19 protein-coding genes and 1 other RNA gene are annotated in these 19331 nt (G+C 53.4%); 9 read left to right on the top strand and 11 right to left on the bottom strand.

Translation table 11 applies throughout. The features are described 5' to 3' along the window. Positions 1 to 60: 60 nt before the first annotated feature. Positions 61 to 3156, bottom strand: a complete 3096-nt coding sequence (locus SFX18_12710) for a hypothetical protein (GenBank protein ID MDX1964008.1) — start codon at positions 3154 to 3156, stop codon at positions 61 to 63. A 351-nt stretch (positions 3157 to 3507) separates the two neighbouring features. Between SFX18_12710 and SFX18_12705 the strand changes: the two genes are divergently transcribed. The 3 genes from SFX18_12705 (at position 3508) to SFX18_12695 (ending at position 6451) form a co-directional block, all read left to right on the top strand. After that, a complete protein-coding gene (locus tag SFX18_12705; protein ID MDX1964007.1) occupies positions 3508 to 3783 on the top strand; it encodes a transcriptional regulator in 276 nt (91 codons plus the stop codon). Between the two features lie 204 nt (positions 3784 to 3987). After that, complete coding sequence (locus SFX18_12700) at positions 3988 to 5460, top strand: serine/threonine-protein kinase (GenBank protein MDX1964006.1); 1473 nt, start codon at positions 3988 to 3990, stop codon at positions 5458 to 5460. A gap of 142 nt (positions 5461 to 5602) precedes the next feature. After that, the gene (locus SFX18_12695; GenBank protein MDX1964005.1) at positions 5603 to 6451 is read left to right on the top strand and encodes a cupin domain-containing protein; all 849 of its coding nucleotides are present in this window, start codon (positions 5603 to 5605) and stop codon (positions 6449 to 6451) included. Positions 6452 to 6490: 39 nt separating this feature from the next. Here the strand turns inward: SFX18_12695 and SFX18_12690 are convergent, their stop codons facing one another. From SFX18_12690 to SFX18_12680, 3 genes are all read right to left on the bottom strand, one after another. Continuing rightward, positions 6491 to 6649 (bottom strand): hypothetical protein, encoded by a 159-nt coding sequence (locus SFX18_12690; protein ID MDX1964004.1) that lies wholly within the window; start codon positions 6647 to 6649, stop codon positions 6491 to 6493. 138 nt (positions 6650 to 6787) lie between these two features. Then, a complete protein-coding gene (locus SFX18_12685) occupies positions 6788 to 7570 on the bottom strand; it encodes a class I SAM-dependent methyltransferase (protein ID MDX1964003.1) in 783 nt (260 codons plus the stop codon). Between the two features lie 61 nt (positions 7571 to 7631). Then, positions 7632 to 8603, bottom strand: a complete 972-nt coding sequence (locus SFX18_12680) for an HD domain-containing protein (protein ID MDX1964002.1) — start codon at positions 8601 to 8603, stop codon at positions 7632 to 7634. 488 nt (positions 8604 to 9091) lie between these two features. Here SFX18_12680 and SFX18_12675 point away from each other — a divergent pair, with 488 nt between their 5' ends. Then, positions 9092 to 9463, top strand: a complete 372-nt coding sequence (locus SFX18_12675; protein MDX1964001.1) for a response regulator — start codon at positions 9092 to 9094, stop codon at positions 9461 to 9463. Between the two features lie 238 nt (positions 9464 to 9701). Beyond that, positions 9702 to 11453: a response regulator gene (locus SFX18_12670; protein ID MDX1964000.1), complete on the top strand. Its 1752-nt coding sequence runs from the start codon at positions 9702 to 9704 to the stop codon at positions 11451 to 11453. A gap of 147 nt (positions 11454 to 11600) precedes the next feature. Here SFX18_12670 and SFX18_12665 read toward each other — a convergent pair whose 3' ends face one another. The 6 genes from SFX18_12665 to SFX18_12640 all read right to left on the bottom strand — a co-directional run bounded on the left by SFX18_12665 (position 11601) and on the right by SFX18_12640 (position 15719). Further along, entirely contained in the window at positions 11601 to 12110 is a 510-nt protein-coding gene (locus SFX18_12665; GenBank protein ID MDX1963999.1) for a hypothetical protein, read from the bottom strand. A gap of 169 nt (positions 12111 to 12279) precedes the next feature. Further along, on the bottom strand, positions 12280 to 12678 hold the full coding sequence (gene rpsI, locus SFX18_12660) for a 30S ribosomal protein S9 (protein MDX1963998.1): 399 nt from the start codon (positions 12676 to 12678) through the stop codon (positions 12280 to 12282). An 84-nt stretch (positions 12679 to 12762) separates the two neighbouring features. Next, the gene (gene rplM, locus SFX18_12655) at positions 12763 to 13197 is read right to left on the bottom strand and encodes a 50S ribosomal protein L13 (protein MDX1963997.1); all 435 of its coding nucleotides are present in this window, start codon (positions 13195 to 13197) and stop codon (positions 12763 to 12765) included. A gap of 198 nt (positions 13198 to 13395) precedes the next feature. After that, positions 13396 to 14397 carry a hypothetical protein gene (locus SFX18_12650; GenBank protein MDX1963996.1) on the bottom strand — a complete coding sequence of 334 codons (1002 nt, stop codon included), beginning with the start codon at positions 14395 to 14397 and terminating at the stop codon, positions 13396 to 13398. 56 nt (positions 14398 to 14453) lie between these two features. Then, positions 14454 to 14903, bottom strand: coding sequence for a thioesterase family protein (locus tag SFX18_12645; GenBank protein ID MDX1963995.1), 450 nt, complete (start codon positions 14901 to 14903; stop codon positions 14454 to 14456). Positions 14904 to 15299: 396 nt separating this feature from the next. Continuing rightward, positions 15300 to 15719, bottom strand: a complete 420-nt coding sequence (locus tag SFX18_12640; protein ID MDX1963994.1) for a hypothetical protein — start codon at positions 15717 to 15719, stop codon at positions 15300 to 15302. 261 nt (positions 15720 to 15980) lie between these two features. Between SFX18_12640 and ffs the strand changes: the two genes are divergently transcribed. Then, positions 15981 to 16079, top strand: an RNA gene (gene ffs / locus SFX18_12635) — signal recognition particle sRNA small type. Here the strand turns inward: ffs and SFX18_12630 are convergent. Continuing rightward, the gene (locus tag SFX18_12630) at positions 16072 to 16200 is read right to left on the bottom strand and encodes a hypothetical protein (protein ID MDX1963993.1); all 129 of its coding nucleotides are present in this window, start codon (positions 16198 to 16200) and stop codon (positions 16072 to 16074) included. The genes ffs and SFX18_12630 overlap by 8 nt on opposite strands. A gap of 53 nt (positions 16201 to 16253) precedes the next feature. Here SFX18_12630 and dnaX point away from each other — a divergent pair, with 53 nt between their 5' ends. From dnaX to recR, 3 genes are all read left to right on the top strand, one after another. Continuing rightward, complete coding sequence (gene dnaX, locus SFX18_12625) at positions 16254 to 18167, top strand: DNA polymerase III subunit gamma/tau (GenBank protein ID MDX1963992.1); 1914 nt, start codon at positions 16254 to 16256, stop codon at positions 18165 to 18167. Between the two features lie 102 nt (positions 18168 to 18269). Beyond that, on the top strand, positions 18270 to 18608 hold the full coding sequence (locus SFX18_12620) for a YbaB/EbfC family nucleoid-associated protein (GenBank protein ID MDX1963991.1): 339 nt from the start codon (positions 18270 to 18272) through the stop codon (positions 18606 to 18608). 100 nt (positions 18609 to 18708) lie between these two features. Beyond that, on the top strand, positions 18709 to 19308 hold the full coding sequence (recR, locus tag SFX18_12615) for a recombination mediator RecR (GenBank protein ID MDX1963990.1): 600 nt from the start codon (positions 18709 to 18711) through the stop codon (positions 19306 to 19308). The last annotated feature ends 23 nt before the right edge of the window (positions 19309 to 19331 follow it).

Below are 19331 nucleotides of genomic sequence, written 5' to 3'. Positions count from 1 at the left end.
GAGAACATGCCGAAAATCGCCGTACCGCATAGTTTATAAGATTATCAAGCAAAACATAAGCTACCGCCGCTGGAAAGGGGGCGTGACACCGGACCAATCATCGGGGGTGCCAAGAGGAGAAAGTTGAGTCGGCGGGGATGCAGATGCACCCTCACCCCGGCCCTCTCCCGGGGGGAGAGGGAGGTTGATGGAACCCTCACCCCGGCCCTCTCCCGGGGGGAGAGGGAGGTTTGAAAAATTTTGCCGGCCCATTCCCCGCACGCTTACTTCGTCGATCCAGGCATCACCCACGCCGGTCAGGGCAAAGGTGAGCGTCAGGGAAGAAATCTCAGCGGGAACGATCCGATAGAGCACAAACTCTTCCCAGCCGTTAGTCTGGCCAAAGCGTTCAGCCAGGGCTTCTCCGCCAAGTGAATCGACAATCATCAGTCCATCCACGCTGCCGGTAATCGGTCGGGGGATTTTTACTTTTCCCCGAATACAAATCCATTCCCCCGGAGCTACGGCAATCGGCGGCGAGACAATCAACAACGGCGTGGTCTCGAGCAAGACCGCCGCCACGCGGCTATCCCGGCCGGGCTGGGTGGGCGTGTCGGTAATTCCTCCTGGCCCGGTGGAGGATGTCGCCGACCCCCCCGTCGCTTGTGGCGATTTTAACCGAGTGGTCATCAACAGAGCATTCCCCGCGTGTTTGGGATCGCTCTCGTCCGGCAGTAGATTGACATCGCAAGCCACACGGTCAGGCGTGGGCTGCAAGTTTCTCCAACCAGCGCGGAGCATCGCCGCCAATAGTTCCATGTCGCCCCCGGACAGGCGATTATCCAGGGGAACCGTGCCGCGCAAGCCCTCCAACCATTTCCAATGCACCGGCAGCAGTTCGACCATTCCGCAAAAGGGGCTGGCAACCTGAGAACCCAGTGACCGTCGCCCCCGTTCCCACGCCGAATGACGCAGTTCCCCGCACGCGGCGGCTCCGCGTCGGGCGGCATTGTAGGCCGCGGGGCGATTTCCCGCCTGCGCCGCGCGGTCGGCCTCATCCAGGGCCATCCGCGCCGCCGCCAGCCACTTTTGCGATTGGGATTCATCCTGTTTGAGAATGGGGAGCTGACTCGCAAGTTGTTCCGTTTGGGACAGCAACTGCGCGCTGAATTGCCGGTGCAATTCCGCCCCCTCCCCGGCTAATTCTCCCGTCCGCCGCTTCAGATTATTGACCACCACGGGATCCGGAGTTAATAAAATAAATGCGCTGTCGGTAAAATTTTCCAGGGTTACCGCCAGACCGCCGGTGATTCGTTTCGTCTTTAATCGTTCCAATCCCGCGCCTTGCAGTTCCAGCACGTCAAAGGATTCGGGAATGCCCGGCACGACAAAACGTACCGCGCCGCTATTTGTTTGTGGCACTTGTTGCGCGCCGGGTGAAATCCGTGTCGCAATGAGCATTTTGGACGTATTGTATTGCAAGACCATGCCTTGCACATGTGGATCGCTGGAGTTAACCTGGCCGGCAAAGCTTCCCGCCGCCAGCCATGGTTCCAGCAATTCCAGTTCCTGATTGAGGAGGCGCAGCGACATGAGCCGCAAACGGGTGGCGGGATCATTGGCGTCCAGGCGGCTGCTTGAGGCAAACTCCAAACCCCGCGTCCCCGCCCCCAAAGCCAACAGCGTTTGCAATCGCACCCCCGCAGGTTCATGTCCCAATGTGCTCCAATCTTGGCCGGTCAAGGCCCGCGCTTGGGTTATTAGACTGGAGGCTGGTTGGGTGGCAATTACCGTCCAATACGGAGTTCCCGGTCGGGCTAACAGCGCGCGCCCCTGCAACCAGGCGGGAAAATCCGCCAATTCCAGGCTGGTCCCCAACGGCCATCGACCCACGCCCAAAAGTTCCACTTGGCGGCTCCAAAGGCGAATGTCTTCCCGGGGATGGCCCAGGATGGGACGTTGTCGCCGTTTATCGGCCTGACGCAACTGCCGAATCAGCGCGCTTTTGGCGGGAAAATCGGCGGTGGAAAGGGAATCGCCCAGTGACCAGGCCAGCACGCAATCCCATTCAGGGCCCAGTTCCAGGATTTGCCAATCATTCGCGGGGGAGTTGTTCGCTGGCTGGGACGTCGCGGCCGCGGTCGAAGTTGGCCCGGCCAAGTAAGCCGGAGGGGGCGCGACCAGCCAGATTCCCGCTTGCCTGGCGGCGGCCAGTTGTTCATTGGTGGGTATTTCGGCCAGGCGAACAGCGTGAAAGCCCCATTGTTTGAAGAGGGTAAAATTTTCGCCGCGATATTCGATGACGCGGGGAAAAAACGGCCGATTATTGACCAGTAATACCGAACCCGCCATCCCCACCGGCGGATATGTATCAGCTAGCCGAAGATTGCCTGTCGGGTCCGCGGTTGACGCGGATGCATACTGCGCGGGGTGGATCGCTTGATCGGGCACGATCCCTGATGCGGATTGGGTACGGGCAACGCCGGGCGTGGCTTCGGCCACCAACATTTGCGGGGGAGTTTCAAAGCCTAAAATTTCCGCCCCATCCCAGGTAATTTGCGTGGTTCCCGTCCCGGTATACAGATTCAGCAGCAGCAAATCCAAATACGGTTGATTGAGATCGATCGTTGCGCCGTATTTGGTTCTCCAAACGCGCGCTTGCCGTTCGACCAAGACCGGCAAGTTGTCAATGGTGACCTGTTCCCAGGTTCCGGGAGTGGTGGTTTGCCCACCCACGATCAAGGATGTCAACGGTTTTTCCGTTAGGGGATCGATAGCCCGGGGAAAAACCACTCGCGCGACAAATTGCACGCCCGCGCGTTCCGCTTTGAGCCAAATACGAGGTTGGCATTCGGGGATTATATGGCAAGGAGGTATCGAAAGGATGGCGTACAGTTGTGTGCCATTGCCCGCGGTGATTTGGACTTCTTCGGCCCACTGTCCAATTCGCCCCCCGCCGAGGCTGCGTTCATGCCGTTCCACGCGGTATTTGGCGTCGCCTCCGGCAATTTTCCAAGAGGTCGCGGCCGCTTCCCCCTCTTCCCGCCACGTTGGTAGCGCCCGGGAGTCTGTCGTGGCCGAGGAAGAAGGTTCAGCCGATCGGCTGCCGCGCGGAACGAAAATAGCCCCACAAAACACCGCCAGTATCAGGCAGGTTAAAAGATGCCCGTGAGTCATTCCGGCCCGCCGCATAACTGTAAACTTTGAACAATGATGAAAGTCCGCCTAAACAGCCCAGTCTGGGCGGCTTTGTTGCAAAAATGCACCCCGGGTTCGTTGCAAAAATGCCAAGGGAACGATTACTGGGGATTTTTTGTAAGTGCAAAGTGTATCTAGGGTTACAAAAAGCGACCAGATCACTTGTGGCTATTTATCCCGCTTTGCATTCGCTGGCATATGCTAGCTGGAAATTTTAAACCGTTACCAGTATTGGGTTTATGAAAAATCGGTAATTTGATTTGCAATTTGGCACAAAGTCTGCTCTTTTGAAAGTCACTTATCCACCGCTGCCTTCTCTAGGAACATGACATGGAACCCTCTGTGGTCAAACCGGTTACTGAAGAATTGCCCATCGATATCATTGAATTGGCCCAGGCGTTACAAAAATTGCCGTTGGAGCAGCGTCTTAGCTTAGAACCGGTCTTTGCCCGGGTGGTCGAAAGCACCAAGCGGCGGCGGCGCATTTTAAACCTGGTCCAGGACGCGCTCAGTCAATTGCGGCTGGACATGAAGTATCTCATGTTTGATTTAGAAGCCACCCGCCGCGAACGGGACGAATACAAGCGGAAGTCGGAGGAAGCGTAATCAACCGGGGAGTGGAAGTAGATAAAGGGGGCAATTTCGCGGTATTTTCGGCAAATGGACGCTCCCCGGCAGGGCAAAAGATTGCCTTTCCCGCACGGATGAAGTAGGATCGAAGTGTTAGGATTTCATGTAGGCGCAAGCGGCACCGGAACTGCCGCGAGTGCCCATTTGACCTATTATGGGTCCCCGTGTGCGGAGGCTAAAATGTCTGCCCTGACCGCTGAATCGTTGGTTCAGCGCGCCATCGATTACGATCTCTTGGATGAGCGCGGCACGCGCATCATCTGGAGCGACGTCGGCGGACGTGAAGTCGAGTTAGATGAAATCAAGCAGATCCTCCTTCGACATGATTTGCTGACCACCCACCAGTTGGACCGCCTAATCCGCGGTGAACGCCACGGATATTTCTACGGCAAATACAAAGTGTTGTACCCCGTTGGGCAGGGGACCTTTGCCCGCGTCTATCGGGCAGTGCACGTGGAAACCGGCCAAATCGTGGCGATCAAGGTCCTGCGCAACCGGTTTTCGCACGAAGAAAGTAAAATCCAGCAGTTCGAGCAAGAAGCCGAAGTGGGCATGCTGCTCAAACACCCCAATATTGTGGGGATTTATGAAGTGGCCAACGAGCATGGCCACTATTACATGGTGTTGGAGTTCGTGGAAGGGCGGAATTTGCGGGAATTTATTCGCGTGCGGGGGCAGTTGGACCAACTAGAAGCTACCCGCCTGGCGATCGATATTACCAAAGGACTAGATGCCGCCAGTCGCAAGGGGCTTTCCCACCGGGATCTCAAAGCCAGCAATGTGCTGGTTTCCAGTCATGGCATGGCCAAGCTAGTCGATTTTGGCTTGGCGGGAGTTGATCCTGACCTTAGCGAAGAAGCCATCGCCGAACTGGATAATCCGCGGACCATTGATTACGCCGCCCTGGAGAAATATTCCAACGCCAAAAAAGACGATCCACGCAGTGACATCTATTTTTTGGGCTGTATCTACTACCACATGCTGGCCGGGACGCCTCCCTTGATAGAAACCAAGGATCGGCTATTGCGGATGAGCCGCAACCGGTTTTTGGATGTCAAGCCGATTCAAGAGGTCGTGCCCAAGGTGTCGCGCGGAGTGGCGACGGTATTGGCCAAGGCAATGGCTTTTAATCCCGATCAGCGTTATCAGACGGCGCATGATTTACTAGGCGATTTGCTGGTTTTATATCAAAAGCTGCAGGCCAATCCCACGGGTGATGTCGAACCGGCCTTGGACCCCGGCGCGCTGCATCAAGTCTTTCAAAAGCAGCGCAGCTTAATGATTATCGAATCCAACACGGGTCATCAGGACGTGTTTCGCGAACTGTTTAAAAAGAACGGTTTTCGCGTATTAATGAGCAGCGACCCCAATCGTCCGGCCAATACCTTTAACGAACACGAACGTCCCGCGGACTGCGTGATTTACAGCACCAGTGAATTGGGATTACGCGCGCTGGAAGCGTTTAATGCCTTTGGAGAAGGAGAACACACCCGCCACATACCCGCGATTTTGATGCTAGGGGCCAAACATGGCGTCCTGGCCGAACGGGCCGTGCTCAACGAAAATCGCGCCGTTGTTAGCAGCCCCGTAAAAATGGGGGAATTTAAGACGCTGGTAGAAAAACTTGTCACGCAGGAACAAGCCGTGGGTTAGTTGCCGCATAAATTGGATGGGATGATCTATTAGATTCTACGCATGCTCGTCAATTTGACATATTTGACATAATTTCTGTCGCTTCCTATGATTCCCCCGATCATGTAGGAATTTTTTTGTCAATTCTTACGGGGGTGGCGACATGGATCTTTCGACAATTTTTGGCAAGACCAGCTTACCTGGATTTACAGCCGAATATTTGCATCGGCTTCCCTATACAGCCCCCCAGGCGGCGGATTTATCTCGTCTTCCCAGGTTGGCCGACTTTTTTATTATGGCTCAGACTCCCCAAGTGGAGGTATTAGCCGATAGCCAGGCGGGCTTTATTCAAAAGTATTTCACTTCGGAAATAGAAATTCAAAATTTGCTGGATCAAGGGGGCACTTTGGTTATTCGGCATGCGGAACAGCATGACGATCGTTTGTCCGAGCTGGCAAAATGTTTTGAAAAATACTTTGGCGGAGCAGTGGATATCCAATTGTTTGCCACCACCCGGCATTTGGAGGGACTAAATTGGCATTATGATGTCGAGGATGTGTATCTAGTTTCGTTACAAGGCGTTAAAGAATATGGGATTCGCAAAAACACAGTTAATCCCCTGCCGCTGCTAGAAAATCTTCCCACCAACATGCGTTATGAACGTGAGGTAACTCCCCTCTATCGGGTCTCCCTCAGCCCCGGGGATTTGCTTTATCTCCCTCCAGGGTATTGGCATTGCGCAAAAAATTTATCGCATCAACTATCGTTGATTTTATCCATCGGAATACTGTCCCGGACCGCCATGTCCATTTACGATGAGCTGCGCCGCCACATGCTGGATTCCTTGGCTTGGCGGCAAAGATTGCCTCCCCTGGAGGGGATAGAGCCGGAGGTACGCGCGGCACACTATAAGCAGTTATTTCAAACTTTAGCCAGTGAGTTTATTTTTCAACTCAATCGCCCCGAATTTCAAGAGAAATGGCTGGCGGCTTCCGATTCCGCGGCGCTGTAAATGCCCCTCGGTTTCCTGATCGCCAGCCAATTCATCCGGTTATTTTTGCTTTTTGCCCCGGCCTTCCATCTTTCGCAGGTTTTTCACTTCCTGCGCCGCCACGTCCGTGGCTTGCTCGGGCGGACGTTCCCGCTCGACCTCATGCTTTTTCAATTTTTTAAACCGTTCTTTATCTTTCCGGTTTTCCGGCTTTAACATGACCAGCCTCCTGGATTGAGTTTTTGCCCGCCCGGAAGTATTAGCAAATAACATTCCAGAGAAATCCCGGAGCCAAAATTCCGCTAATGTTCATGTGCCAAAGCGAAAACTGGGCGGGGATCAACCGTGCGCGGGTACTCAAACGCTTTTTTGGCAGACAATCAACCAACCGCTGGCGCGCAGTTCCTGCAGAAAATATCCCCAGCGAAGGGGCTGATAACCCGGAGCGCCAAGCGGAATGAACTCGATGATTTGCAGTCCTGCCTGGCGCACGGTGGAGAGTATTTCCCGCCGGGGAAAAACGTGCAAGAACATGGCGGGAATTTGGCGATAGGGAAAAACCTTGTCTCCAAATTCATAATCCCCTTTGCCACATGAACGGAGCCAGCTCCCCAGCACCCAGCCTGGACCCGCCGGATCGTACAGATTAAACCAGACGTTGTGCACATGCAGGATCAGGATTCCCCCGGGACGCAAGATTCGCCGCATTTCCAGTAGCGCCCGCTGTCTATTTTCCCGACCCTGGATCATCCCCAGCGTACTAAACAGGCACATGCCATAATCGGCCGCATTGTCCGAAACATGGGGTAGCTCCACCAGATTTCCCCGCACGCAGCGAACGGGGAGTTGTTCCGCGGCGGCTTTCTCAGCCACCACGGCCAGCATTTCCTCGCTAAGATCGATTGCCAGTCCCGTATGCCCCCGGTGGATTAATGGTAAAAGCGCTCTTCCGGTGCCGCAGCCAAAATCGGCCACCACGCCTGGAGGGGAAAAATACCTGGCGAGAAGCCGACTATCGACATCAAACAGCGGGCAATCGGCAAAATACTGGTCATAGTCGCGGGCGATATGCCGCGCTTGAAAATAATCCCATGCCCCGCGCGTGACACCAGCCGGTAATTGCCAATCTGGAACGGTCATAGCGGCGGATTTTGAACCTTCGTTTCCTTCGGTAACAATTCTAATCGAAGCGCCTTGGCCGTTACTCTTTGACCCGGCCTTTAAAAATTTTGCGCCCTAAACTGGGATGATACATCGTCCAAGAGCTTTCCACATTGGCCTCGTCCCTTAACAACTGCTGAAAATTATGCAGCCGCGCGTCCAGATTATCCAGATAATGCAAGGCCACCGCCTCTAACGTCATCGGCAGTTTGGGGGAGCCATATTGGTATTCGCCATGGTGGCTCAAAATCATGTGTTTTAACCGCAAGATGGTTTCGCCCGAAATTGGCTCCCCCAGCAATTCCTCCGCTTGGCGGATTTTTTCATCCAACAGGCTTATCCCCTGCACGACATGCCCCAGCAACTGTCCCGCGTCGGTATAGGCAAAGCCTTTTTCAAAGGAAAGCTCCTCGATTTTCCCCATGTCGTGCAAAAAGCACCCAAACAGCAAGAGTTCGTGATTGAGTTGCGGATAGCGATCATAAATGCGATTGGCGACTTCCATCAAGTTGACAACATGCTCAAGCAACCCTCCCTGGTAGGCATGGTGGTTTTTCACACCGGCGGGACAGCGGCTAAAACTGGCCATAAAGGCCTCGTCCCCCAAAAAGCATTCGGCCAAGGCTCTTAACCCGGGATCCTTTAGCCCGCGTAACAGTTCCGCCAGACGCCGGGCAAGTTTGTCCACGTCCGCAGGTGTTAAGCAAGAAAAATTATTCCAATCCACATCTGCCGAATTAGCCCGCTGAATATCGGACAAGATCAGTTGCATGGCCCCTTGATATAATTGTGCGGTTCCCCGCACGCGCACAAAATCGCCATCCTCAAAGCGACTTCCATCCCCTTCTTGCGCATTCCACAATCTTCCACTTAAGGTGCCACTCCGATCACTCAGATCAACCTGCAAATACAATTGCCCATTACGGTTAGGTCGCAATTGCTTGCCACTGGCCAGATAAATTTGATCGATTTGCTCTTGATGGGCCAGATTTTGGATAAATTGATGGGGCATGGGCTGTAAAAAATGCGCGTGTGAAGTCTAGTTAAAAATGAATCGCAATCAAAAAACTCATCTGAGCTAGCACCTCACGTTACTTCTGGACAATAATTACCAGAAAAATCGTGGATAATGCACCGTCCCCTTTGTTTCTCCCGACTGGATCGAAGTTTTCATAGAATAAGGCTTTGGCCATGATCTGGCAACCGAGTCCTCAAACTAGCCTGCGTGTGCGTAAATATCGAACTGCCAAAATGACAGCTAATCGAAAAAAAACTTAATCCGTCCACCTTTAAAGAATTCATCATTGCTGGGTAGAACGACTTCGATGAATTTCTCTTGGGGGATTTTAACGTTTTTTGTATGAATAAGGATTCTTAGCACAAGAGGTAAAATTGACAAAATCTTTACCCTAGAGCAGATCGGTATTCTATTTGCAGCGTAGAATAAATTGGGGACTGTTGAAACAACAAAATTATGAGACAAAATCGGTTGGTTCTTTCATGACACGGTCGATTTTAATTACCGACGATGACGACGCGTTCCGCGAAACGCTGCTGACGATGTTGGAGCCTTGTGGCTATGACTTGCTGACTGCGGGCGATGGGGATGAAGCCCTCCAAATCGTTCACCGCCGGCGTGTAGACTTGGTCTTGCTGGATTTTCAGATGCCCCGATTAAGCGGGCTAGAATGTGCACAACAGTTGCAACAAACAACTTTGCGAAATCGCTGGATATTGATTTCGGCGGGAATAAATGACCAAGTCCGGGAACAGGCCCAACGACTTAATGTGTTTTCTTTGTTGCCTAAGCCTGTTACGCGGCAGGTTTTGTCTCAAACGGTCAACCAAGCCATGAGTTGTTACTATGGATAACTCCCCCTCTGTCCAACTTTTGATTACAGAAAATAATAAAGGGTAACCCCCCCTGGTTAGCGGCCATAAACCGCATATCCCTTAAATTTTGGACGAATATGAACTATTTATAAGCTGAGTCCGCAGAATGATTTGCGTCAAAGCGCAAAATGCGAGGAAAAAGTGTTGTGACGTTTTTCCCTCCCTCTTATAATTCATTAAATGTGTACCAAGAGGTCAACTATCCAGGAGTGAATTTTTGTCAACAAAGCCAAAAATCCTGGTGATTCGCGATCCCCAATCCCAGATTCCCGCGAATCTGCCGGAGCTGGGTAAGGACTTTGAGTTAGAGCAAGTCTCTAGCCCTTTTCGCGGTCTGGCGAAATTAGCTCGTACCCAATACGCGGGGGTCTTTGTAGCGGGAAATTTATTGGCACGGGTCGAGCGCGTCGGCAAACTTCTGCAAAATGAACGCATCCTGGAGGGAATGCCCGATGGGGTGCTTCTGCTGGATGCGGATAATACAATTATCTGGGCCAATGAGCGGATCAAAGAATGGTGCCAGCGCGAGCATCTGTCCGGCCAAAACTTTTACACCGTGATGGGTAGCCCTGAAATTTTGGGGCCGGATTTTTGTCCGTTTCATACGGCGTTGAGCACCGGCAAGGCGAGTGGTTCCACGCTAAAGGTTGGTGATGCGTCGCGCGTGGGGGACAACCGCTATTATCACTTGCACGCCATGCCCGTGCTGGAGGGGCAAGAAGCCCCGCGTCATCTCATCGTTACGGTGCGGGATGTAACACCGGAAATGCTACAACAGCAAAAACTGGCGACTATCCACGAAGCTGGCGAAAAGCTGGCCGACATGACGCCCGATGAACTGAGCCTGATGACCGTAGAAGAAAGAATTGAATATCTCAAAAATAATATTCTGCAATACACCAAGGATCTGTTGCATTTTGACGTGGTCGAAATTCGCCTGTTGGACGCTAAAACAGGTTTGCTGATGCCGCTGCTAGCGGTTGGCATGTCTCCCGAAGCGGAAAAGCGGGTCTTGCGGGCCGACCTAGAGGACAACGGGGTCACGGGCTACGTGGCGGCCTCGGGCAAGACTTATCTTTGCGACGACACGCACGGCGATAAAAAATATTTGGAAGGGTGTAAAGGGGCCAAAAGCTCCTTAACCGTACCACTTATTTTGCATGAAACGGTCATCGGCACATTTAATGTCGAAAGCCCCGAACCCCGGGCATTTACCGAAAGCGACCGCCAGTTTTTAGAGATTTTTACTCGCGATGTGGCCCAGGCGATCAACACGCTCTTTTTACTCGAAGCCGAAAAAGCCAATACTTGCGTGGAAAGCGTGGAGGCGATTCACAGCGCCGTGGCCTTGCCCATTGATGAGATTCTGAACGAGGCGGTCAATGTAATGCAGCGGTATATCGGCCACGAGCCGGAAGTAGTCGAGCGGCTGGAAAATATCTTGCGAAACGCCCGCGATATTAAGCAAGTCATCCAAAAAGTCGGCCAAAAGATGGCCCCCAGCCAGGCCCTGCCCGCCAATAAACAAGTCGATAAACGACCGCTGTTGCGGGGAAAGCAAGTCTTGGTGGCTGACGCCGACGCCACCGTCCGCAACGCCGCCCACGCGCTCTTGGAACGATATGGCTGTATTGTGGAAACCGCGCATGACGGCCATGAGACCATTTGCATGGTGCAAAATAAGTTGACCATGGAGGGAGGCTATGATGTCATTATTAGTGATATTCGCCTCCCCGATATGAATGGCTATGAATTACTGAAAAAGTTAAAGGAAATGGTGGATCCCGTCCCCATGGTCATGATGCTGGGCTACGGATATGATTCGACGCACACCATTACTAAATCGCGGGAGGAAGGACTGCTCCCCTCTTATGCGGCCCTGGCCAAGCCGTTCCGCCTGGACCAACTGCTGACCGTGACCGAAAAAGTTATCAGTAGCCGCAAGCCAACCCCGACGCCGACGCTGTAACATCTTTGCCTGGCAGCCTGTTGAAGAAGCATTTCCCGGGACAAAATCTTGTGGATTTGGCAAAGCTAAAATAATGAAAGGCTGTTCCTGTCGTTTGAATTTTAACATGGCTACTCAGCCAGTCATATCGGCGCTGTAGCCCCTTTGCTACACCATCGGCGCGCCCCATACAGGCATGCGGTGGTGTTTGGTCAACTGTTCATATTCGGGGGTTGATGCGCGGGTCAGCATGTACACATGTGGCTGGCGATTCTCATCCTCGACCAGGATCCCCTGCAGGCCGTCAGGCGTGGGAAACCACACCCCTTTTTCCAGTCCCCGGCTCGCGGGTATCCACACCGGTTGGGGGCGAAGATATTTCCATTTGCCGGCGGATGTGCTTTCCTCGCGGGCCCAACCGGTCAACGGCAGCCGCGACTGCCGATTCCCCCGGTTTCCCCATTCCACCAGGTCCCAGTCGTCGCTGGTCGGGAGAGGCTGTTGGGCATTTTCAGGCGTTAGCCGCACAATAGGCAGTTGCGGAATCCGGTCGCGAAACTGAAACAAAAGTTCCGGCGGGCTGTCAAAGAGATCCCCTTGCATCCTGGCGGCCAAGCCAAACCGCCGGAGAAACGTCTCGGTCAATAGTTCCGCGTCAATCGCGATGCCAATGCACATAACCCGCGCAAGAATAAGACAAATGGTTAAACAACCGCGGCTTTCTCTCATGATCCTTCAGACGCGCAAAAAAAACCGCCGGAATCCTCCAGCGGTCTTGTGGCTTAAAATTAGCGACGTCTTGGCCAATCTGAAAATGGAGACTGGCAAATGTTGATGTGGAAAAATATTAACGCTTGGAAAATTGGGTGCCGCGGCGTGCGCCCCGCAAACCGTAATGCTTGCGTTCTTTCATACGGCTATCCCGGGTCAACAAGCCCGAATGCCGTAGTAAATCATCCTGGCTGGCGTCAAAAATCCGCAAGGCGCGGGCGAGCGCCATCTTGCAAGCCCCGGCTTGGCCGTTAGGCCCACCACCGTCGCACAAGATGCGCACATCCACTGTTTCCAGTTTGCCGGTCACTTGCAGCGGTTCCAGCACCTGGCCGCGCTCTTTTTCCGTGGTAAAGTATTCCTCAAACGGACGTTCGTTGATCGTGATTTTACCTTTGCCAGCCGTTACCCGCACGCGGGCGACGGCGGTTTTGCGGCGACCTGTTCCAAGAGCTTCCGGGGCGGCAGTGGCCATAATCGATTGCTTCTAGCGGTTAAGTGTAAAACAGTGTGAAGTGGAAGGTAATTTTATTGTTTCGTGGAGCCAGCCCCGTTCAATTTACTTAACCGCCATTTCCAGCGGTTGGGGATTTTGGGCCTGATGGGGATGGTCGGTGCCGGGGTAAATTTTCAGCTTGCTGATCATTTTGAACGCCAGCTTATTCTTGGGCAGCATACGGCGGACGGCTTCGTGCAGGATAAGTTCCGGGCGGCGGGCCAAGCGCTTTTCCGCGGTCTCGCTGCTAATGCGGGTAAAACCGGTGTACCACTGGTATTCTTTGTTTTGCAGCTTTTTGCCGGTGAATTTGACCTTGGAGGCGTTCAGTACCACCACAAAGTCGCCCGTATCAACATGCGGCGTGTAGGTCGGCCGGTGCTTGCCCATCAAGATGACCGCGATCTCGCTAGCCAAGCGGCCCACGACCTTATCCTGCGCGTCCACGACCCACCAATTTTGCTCGATTTGGCCAGGCTTGGCCATGAAAGTTGCCATGTTCAGTTCCATCCCGGACTGGCCGAAGGCAGTACCGTTGCCCGCGTCAGTCTGACAATCGTAAAGGTTAAAAAGCGACCAGTTTCCGCCAATTTTGGGGAAACTCAAAGTCTATCCCAAGCCTGGCAGCCTTGCAAGGGTGCGATTCGGGAACTTTTTTGGTAAGTTCCGCCACAACTGCCACGCCTGGGGGACAGGCTATTTCGGGGTAACAATGGTGGGCCAGGGGATTTCCCAGATCGGTTGGTCGGTCCCCTCGCTATGCAGAAATAAACTTTGCGGGCCGTTATGTGCAGCGACAACGGGGCCAAAACAGATCGATTCCCCCTTTTTTTGGCGGGGAATATCCAGTTTTATTCCCGGGCGGGTAAAAGCGTCTGCCCAGGTTTGGTTTTTGTCGCGTCTAATAATTGTGACGGCTGATTTTCCCAGGAGGACCGCAGTGTCTCCGGTGGGATTCATGGTCATCCCCAGGACGGTCGGGACGTTGATCCTGCCCAACTTTTCGAAGGTTCGCGGCGTAGTGGCAGAGTTAATCCAATCCGCCGTGAGCTTCCCTTGCTCATTGATAGGGAGGTCGGTTTGATAGACAGTGGCGGGAGCATCCTTTTTTTCTTTACTGACCAATAAAATTTTTCGCTGGACGGGGTCCACGCCCAGGGCTTCGACATTGCGGGGCGCGTCGGGATAGGCGATGTCCCAGGCGAGCAGTGGTTTGACGGAAAATTTTTGGTCGGAGGGTTGTTTGCCAGCGGTTTCGCCCGAAGAGAAATCATGCTCCAGGGTTGGCTCGGGCAAAAGAAACAGCCGCGCGGTAGGACGGTCCAAATCGTTATTGCCGGTATCGGCCGCCAGCAGAAAAGTCATGTTCCCCAGGGAAAAGCTGGCGAGGTCTTCGGTATCGACGGTCTGGCTATCCGGGACCTCCAAGAGGCCGCAGCGCTGGCCAGTACTGTTTATCGCATAGATCCGTAATATGCCCGCGCCATCATTTAAAATCCAAAATGCCGGTTGCGAGGAGCTTAGCGCGGGAGCTATGCCGCTCCCTTCGATAAGCTTTGGTTCCCGCACGATGGCCCACTGGCGGGGAGCGGTCTCTTCGGCCCTGATCGATGTGCTTCCCAATTGAGAGCAAGCAACCACCGCGCAGCCTAGCAGCATCCCCAGGGTGCGAATGACAGGTTTCTGATTCCAATTCATGCTTCAGATTTCCCGGAGGCCAATATAATTCGCGACAAGAAAAAGTATTCGGGTTGTTAAACCGTTTCGTTGTTACGTTGAATCAATTCCCGCGAGTCCCCGTTTGTCTCCGGCTCTAATAGCCATTCGGGCAAGCGGCGCACGCGTCCCGTCCGATCAACACAAGCGATCATGCTTTCTCCCTTGGCCAGTAATTCCACCCCGCGCCGCAATTCATAAGCGTGGCGAATGCGGGCCCCCTTGGATTGAATGACGCTAGTCGTCAGCAAAAGCAGGTCATCGTAGACCGCCGGCCGAAAGTATTGTATGTGCATCTCCGCCACCACCAGCATCAACCCGGTTTCCTCAAATTCACGATAGGTGTATCCCGCCGAGCGGAGCAATTCCGTCCGGCCCAGCTCAAAGTAGGTTAAATAATTCGCGTGGTGCAGCCGCCCCTGGCCATCGGTCTCTTGGTAGCGGACGCGAATCTCTAGTTGGTGGCTGCGGGGGACTACAGGAGGCATAAAATAATCGGTTTGCCAAGTAAAAGCGTAGCGAGTGAATACAACGCTGTTATAATGCTCACTGGCATTGCCGCCAACGTCGCGGGAAGTTTTGTGATTAACTTGGTAGCGGAATTTGCGAAAAAAGGTTTTAACAGGCTTTGCAAGAGGCAGAATTCTGGCGAATTCAGTGAACTGCTGCTACGCACAGTATTCTGGCGAATTCTGCTACGAATAGAATTTTAATACGCTCAGAATTCTGGCGAATTCTGCTACGCGTCAAGATGAGCTACTAAGGCGAGTGCTTTGTCAAAGATAAAGATACGGTTTAGGTAGATCAGGATTTTGCCACTCCAACCGTGGGCTTGCGCTCTACGGCTCATCGGAAAACGAACCGTCAGGACAGCGCTAGTCTCGCTAGGGGAGGGCGGGTTCGATCAACTCCAGATTGGCCTGGTAGTACTGCACCGCTTCGCTGGGATTGAGATTAAATATCGCACGGCCGTCGGTCATCCAAACGCCCTGCTCATCCAGTTGAAAAACGGCCGTGGCGGCCCGCAAGTTACCGACCGCTTCGACGTCTTCCATCCCGCCGCCGGGAATCGCTTCAAAGCTGATTGTCACGCCGACAAACGCCGAAAGCTGCCCCGTCCGTTTATCCCGCGCAAACACGATCGGATTGTCAAAGTCGCAATCCAACCAGCGCAGGCCGCGCGGCTTGCCACTGGAGCCAGCTTTGTCTAAGAATTTCGCCTCGAGTTGTTCGCGGCGCAGTTGAAAGTCACGCTGGGCGCGCAGCAGATGGTTCCCCTGCCCGTGGCGCCGGACAGATACCATGCGCCATCGATAAAAAAAATACGCCGCACATGCCCCGACTAGCATGCCGCCAATTAGCCAATACCATAAATTTTCCATAACATGGCTCCCGGCCGCCTACAGACGTGTTCACAAATTTATTCTAAGCCTCGCTGGTGCCCATGAGCAAGCAACCGGCCAAAATTCTCCCCGACTTTTCTCCCGTTTCCGATTATTTGCTCTTTTGCAGGCCCCCCTTTGACCATTTGCAAAATTCGGCCATAATACTTGTTGACGGTCGCCTATGAGTGGCCCACACGGTGGGAAGCTGTGAACCTGGTCAGGGAGTAACATCAGCAGCCATAAGCAATACTTTTCAGGTGTTGTGGGTCACTCATCGGCTGCCGTCGATTTTCTTTAGATTGGTGCCGCTGTTAAAGGGTGATTTGGGCGGAATCTGCCATAACCAAAACCGGTACCCCCCGGCATAGCGGTCTTCCGTTTTCGTTGCGGTATTTGCCATGAACAGGAATTTCCCCTATCTGGGGAATTTCCCACTAAAAAAGGAGCCGGCTGATGGATTTGCTGGGAAATCTGGGCGAACATGCGCCCCCTGCGGAAAGCCGCGATGATCAGCCGTATGAAGTGGTCGCACTCAAGTACCGCCCCCAAAACTTTGAGCAACTGGTTGGCCAGGAGCACGTCTGGAAAGGGCTGAAGGGGGCGATTTTGGCCAAACGGATCGGGCATGCCTATTTGTTTACGGGCGCCCGCGGCGTGGGAAAAACCACCACGGCCCGAATTTTGGCCAAGTGCCTCAACTGCCATCGCTCCGATCAGCCGACCATTACCCCCTGTGTCGCGGGCTCGGCGGAGGAATGCGACAGTTGCCGCGGGATTTCGGACGGCGGTCAGGATATCGATGTGATCGAAATGGACGCCGCCAGTAACCGCGGTATTGATGACGTGCGGGATTTGCGGGAAAAAGTCTCCATTCGCCCCACGCGCAGCCGCTATAAGATTTATATCCTGGATGAAGCGCACATGCTGACGCGCGAGGCATTTAACGCACTTCTCAAGACGCTAGAAGAGCCCCCTCCGCATGTCAAGTTTATCTTTTGCACGACAGAGGCCGAAAAGCTCCCCATTACGATTCGCTCTCGTTGCCAGCGATTTGATTTTGCCCATGTCCAAGAGGACAAAATCTTGGCCCGACTGGCGGAGATTGTTTCCCACGAAAAAGTCGATGGTCAACCGGTCACGGTCGAGCCAGAGGCGTTGACACTGTTAGCGCGGCGGGCCGCCGGGTCCATGCGCGACAGCCAATCCCTGTTGGAGCAATTGCTCGCCCTTAATAAAACCGAACTTTCGGTCAATGATGTCCATGAAATGCTGGGGACCACGGATAATTCTCGCTTAACGCGCATCTTGAGGCAACTTGCCGATCAGGATGCCGCAGGGGCTTTGGCCGAATTTGACGCAGCGGTTCGGGACGGGGGTGAAGTTGGTCAAATCATGGAACAATTGTTCGGCTGCCTCCGCGACGTGATGGTGATGTCCGTCGGGGCCGAGGCGGACGTGTTGCTGCAGCATACCAGCGGACAAGCGGCGGAATTGCGCGACTTGGGTCACAGGATTGGTCTGGAAACCATCCTGGCCATGATGCAAATCATCGATCAAACGCTGGCCCGGTTTAAGAATCTGCCCCAACCGCGGATTTTGGCGGAACTGTCGCTGGTCCGCATGAGTCGTTTGGCAAATCTGCAAGCCGTGAGCCAGGTCGTGGCCGCCCTGCAAAGTGGTCAGTTGCCGCAGTTAACGCTTAAGCTGCCCACCCCTCAAACGCCAGTCCCGGCGGAATCACCAGCCACACCGGAGCCATCAAAAAAAAAAGAGCTAACGGCTGATAATGCCGTATTTACAGCAGATTTGTCAGGGAATCCCCCCCCGGGACCCCTCTCCGTATCCGTGGAATCGGTCCCTATTCCCGCTGCTTTAGCCCCCGCTAACTCGACTCCCTCCACAGCGGACACGTTGAGAGTTCTGCCCGTGACAAGGGGGGTAACAGAGGCTGTAGAAGAAGCGGTGACCGTGGCTCAAATTGAGTCCGCGTGGCAAAAAGTCCTCGAGGAAAAGGAATCGCTGATTGTCGATCATGCACGGCAGGCGAAATATTGTGCAACTCTTGCGCCAAACCAGCTAGTTTTAACCTTTGGTAAGAAGTATAATTTCGAACAATGCGAGCGAAATCGTAATACAGCCCAATTGGAATCTTTTTTGCAAGAGTATTTAGGCTGTAAGGTCTCACTGGTATTAAAGTTAGATACAGCAGGATCCAGCCCTGCAGGCCCACCCCCTGTCAAGGCCACGACCGTGGCTAAGGTGGATCAAGCAGCGATTTTAGAGCAAGATTTTGTGAAAAAGGCCGTGGAACTGTTTCAAGGGCGGATCATGCACGTCGAAGGCCCCATGGTCCTTGACAACGCCTAATTTCGATTTTTTCAAATTTTCGATAGCTTTGGCATGCTGTTTGCCAAATCGTTAATGTCATTTATCACATGAGTAAACGCCATGTTTAAAGGAATCTCTAACATGGCCAGCTTGCTGGCCAATTTTCAGGGCATTCGCGCTAAAATGCAGGATGTCACTGAATCTCTCAAGCAAAAAAAAGCCATCGGCAAGGCGGGGGGGGATTTTGTCACGGTCGAGGCCAACGGCCTGGGCCAGATTTTGCGGGTAACGCTGGATCCCGGGCTGATTGCCGATCAAGACCAGGAGTTGATTGAGGATTTACTCCCAGCCGCCATAAATGCCGCTTTAACAAAGGCCAAGGAACTTCATGCCGAGGCGCTGTCGGAAATGTCCGGCATGGGCGATATGCCGGGACTCAAAGATATCATTAACAAAATTGCCGGAGAGCAATCCCCGTAATCCTGTGGATGGAATGATTTACCCCGCGACGGCGAAACTGGATGGATTGAAGTCACTACCGGATTGGATGCAGAATTATTTTTAACGGATTTTCTGATTCATGGCGCAACTTACCGAGTCCGTCACCCGCTTGATCGAAGAACTGGCCAAACTGCCCGGGATCGGACGAAAATCCGCAGAGAGGATTTGTTACCATATCTTGCGGGTAAACAAAGCTGACGCCTTGGCTTTGTCGGAGGCGATTCGGAATGTGCGCGAGAACGTCCGCTACTGTTCTGTTTGTTATAATTTGGCAGAAGGGGAAAGATGCACAATTTGCAGCGACCCAAAACGTGATCAAACTTTATTGTGCGTGGTTGAGCAACCGCGCGACCTGATCGCCTTGGAAAATTCCGGAACCTACAAGGGGCTGTACCATGTGCTGTTAGGACGGGTGGCTCCGCTAGAAGGGGTCCACGCCGATCAATTAACGATAGAGCCTTTGATCGAACGGGTCCGACAGGGTAGCTTTGCGGAAATTATCATGGGGACCAATCCGACCCTGGAAGGGGACGGGACAGCCCTGTTGATTTCGAACATGCTAGCGGAATTTCCCGTACAGATCACCCGACTGGCGCGGGGGATTACTTCGGGCAGCGTGTTAGAGTTTGCTAATAAAGAGATTTTGGCCGACGCGCTGACCGGACGGCAAAAATTTTAGCTAAAATCCCCCGCGCAAATTTA

Source organism: Pirellulales bacterium, from assembly GCA_033762255.1.
In the GTDB taxonomy this organism is placed as follows: Bacteria; Planctomycetota; Planctomycetia; order Pirellulales; family JALHPA01; genus JANRLT01.
Note: the sequence above shows the minus strand (reverse complement) of the source record. Positions and strands in the feature narration are given on the sequence as shown.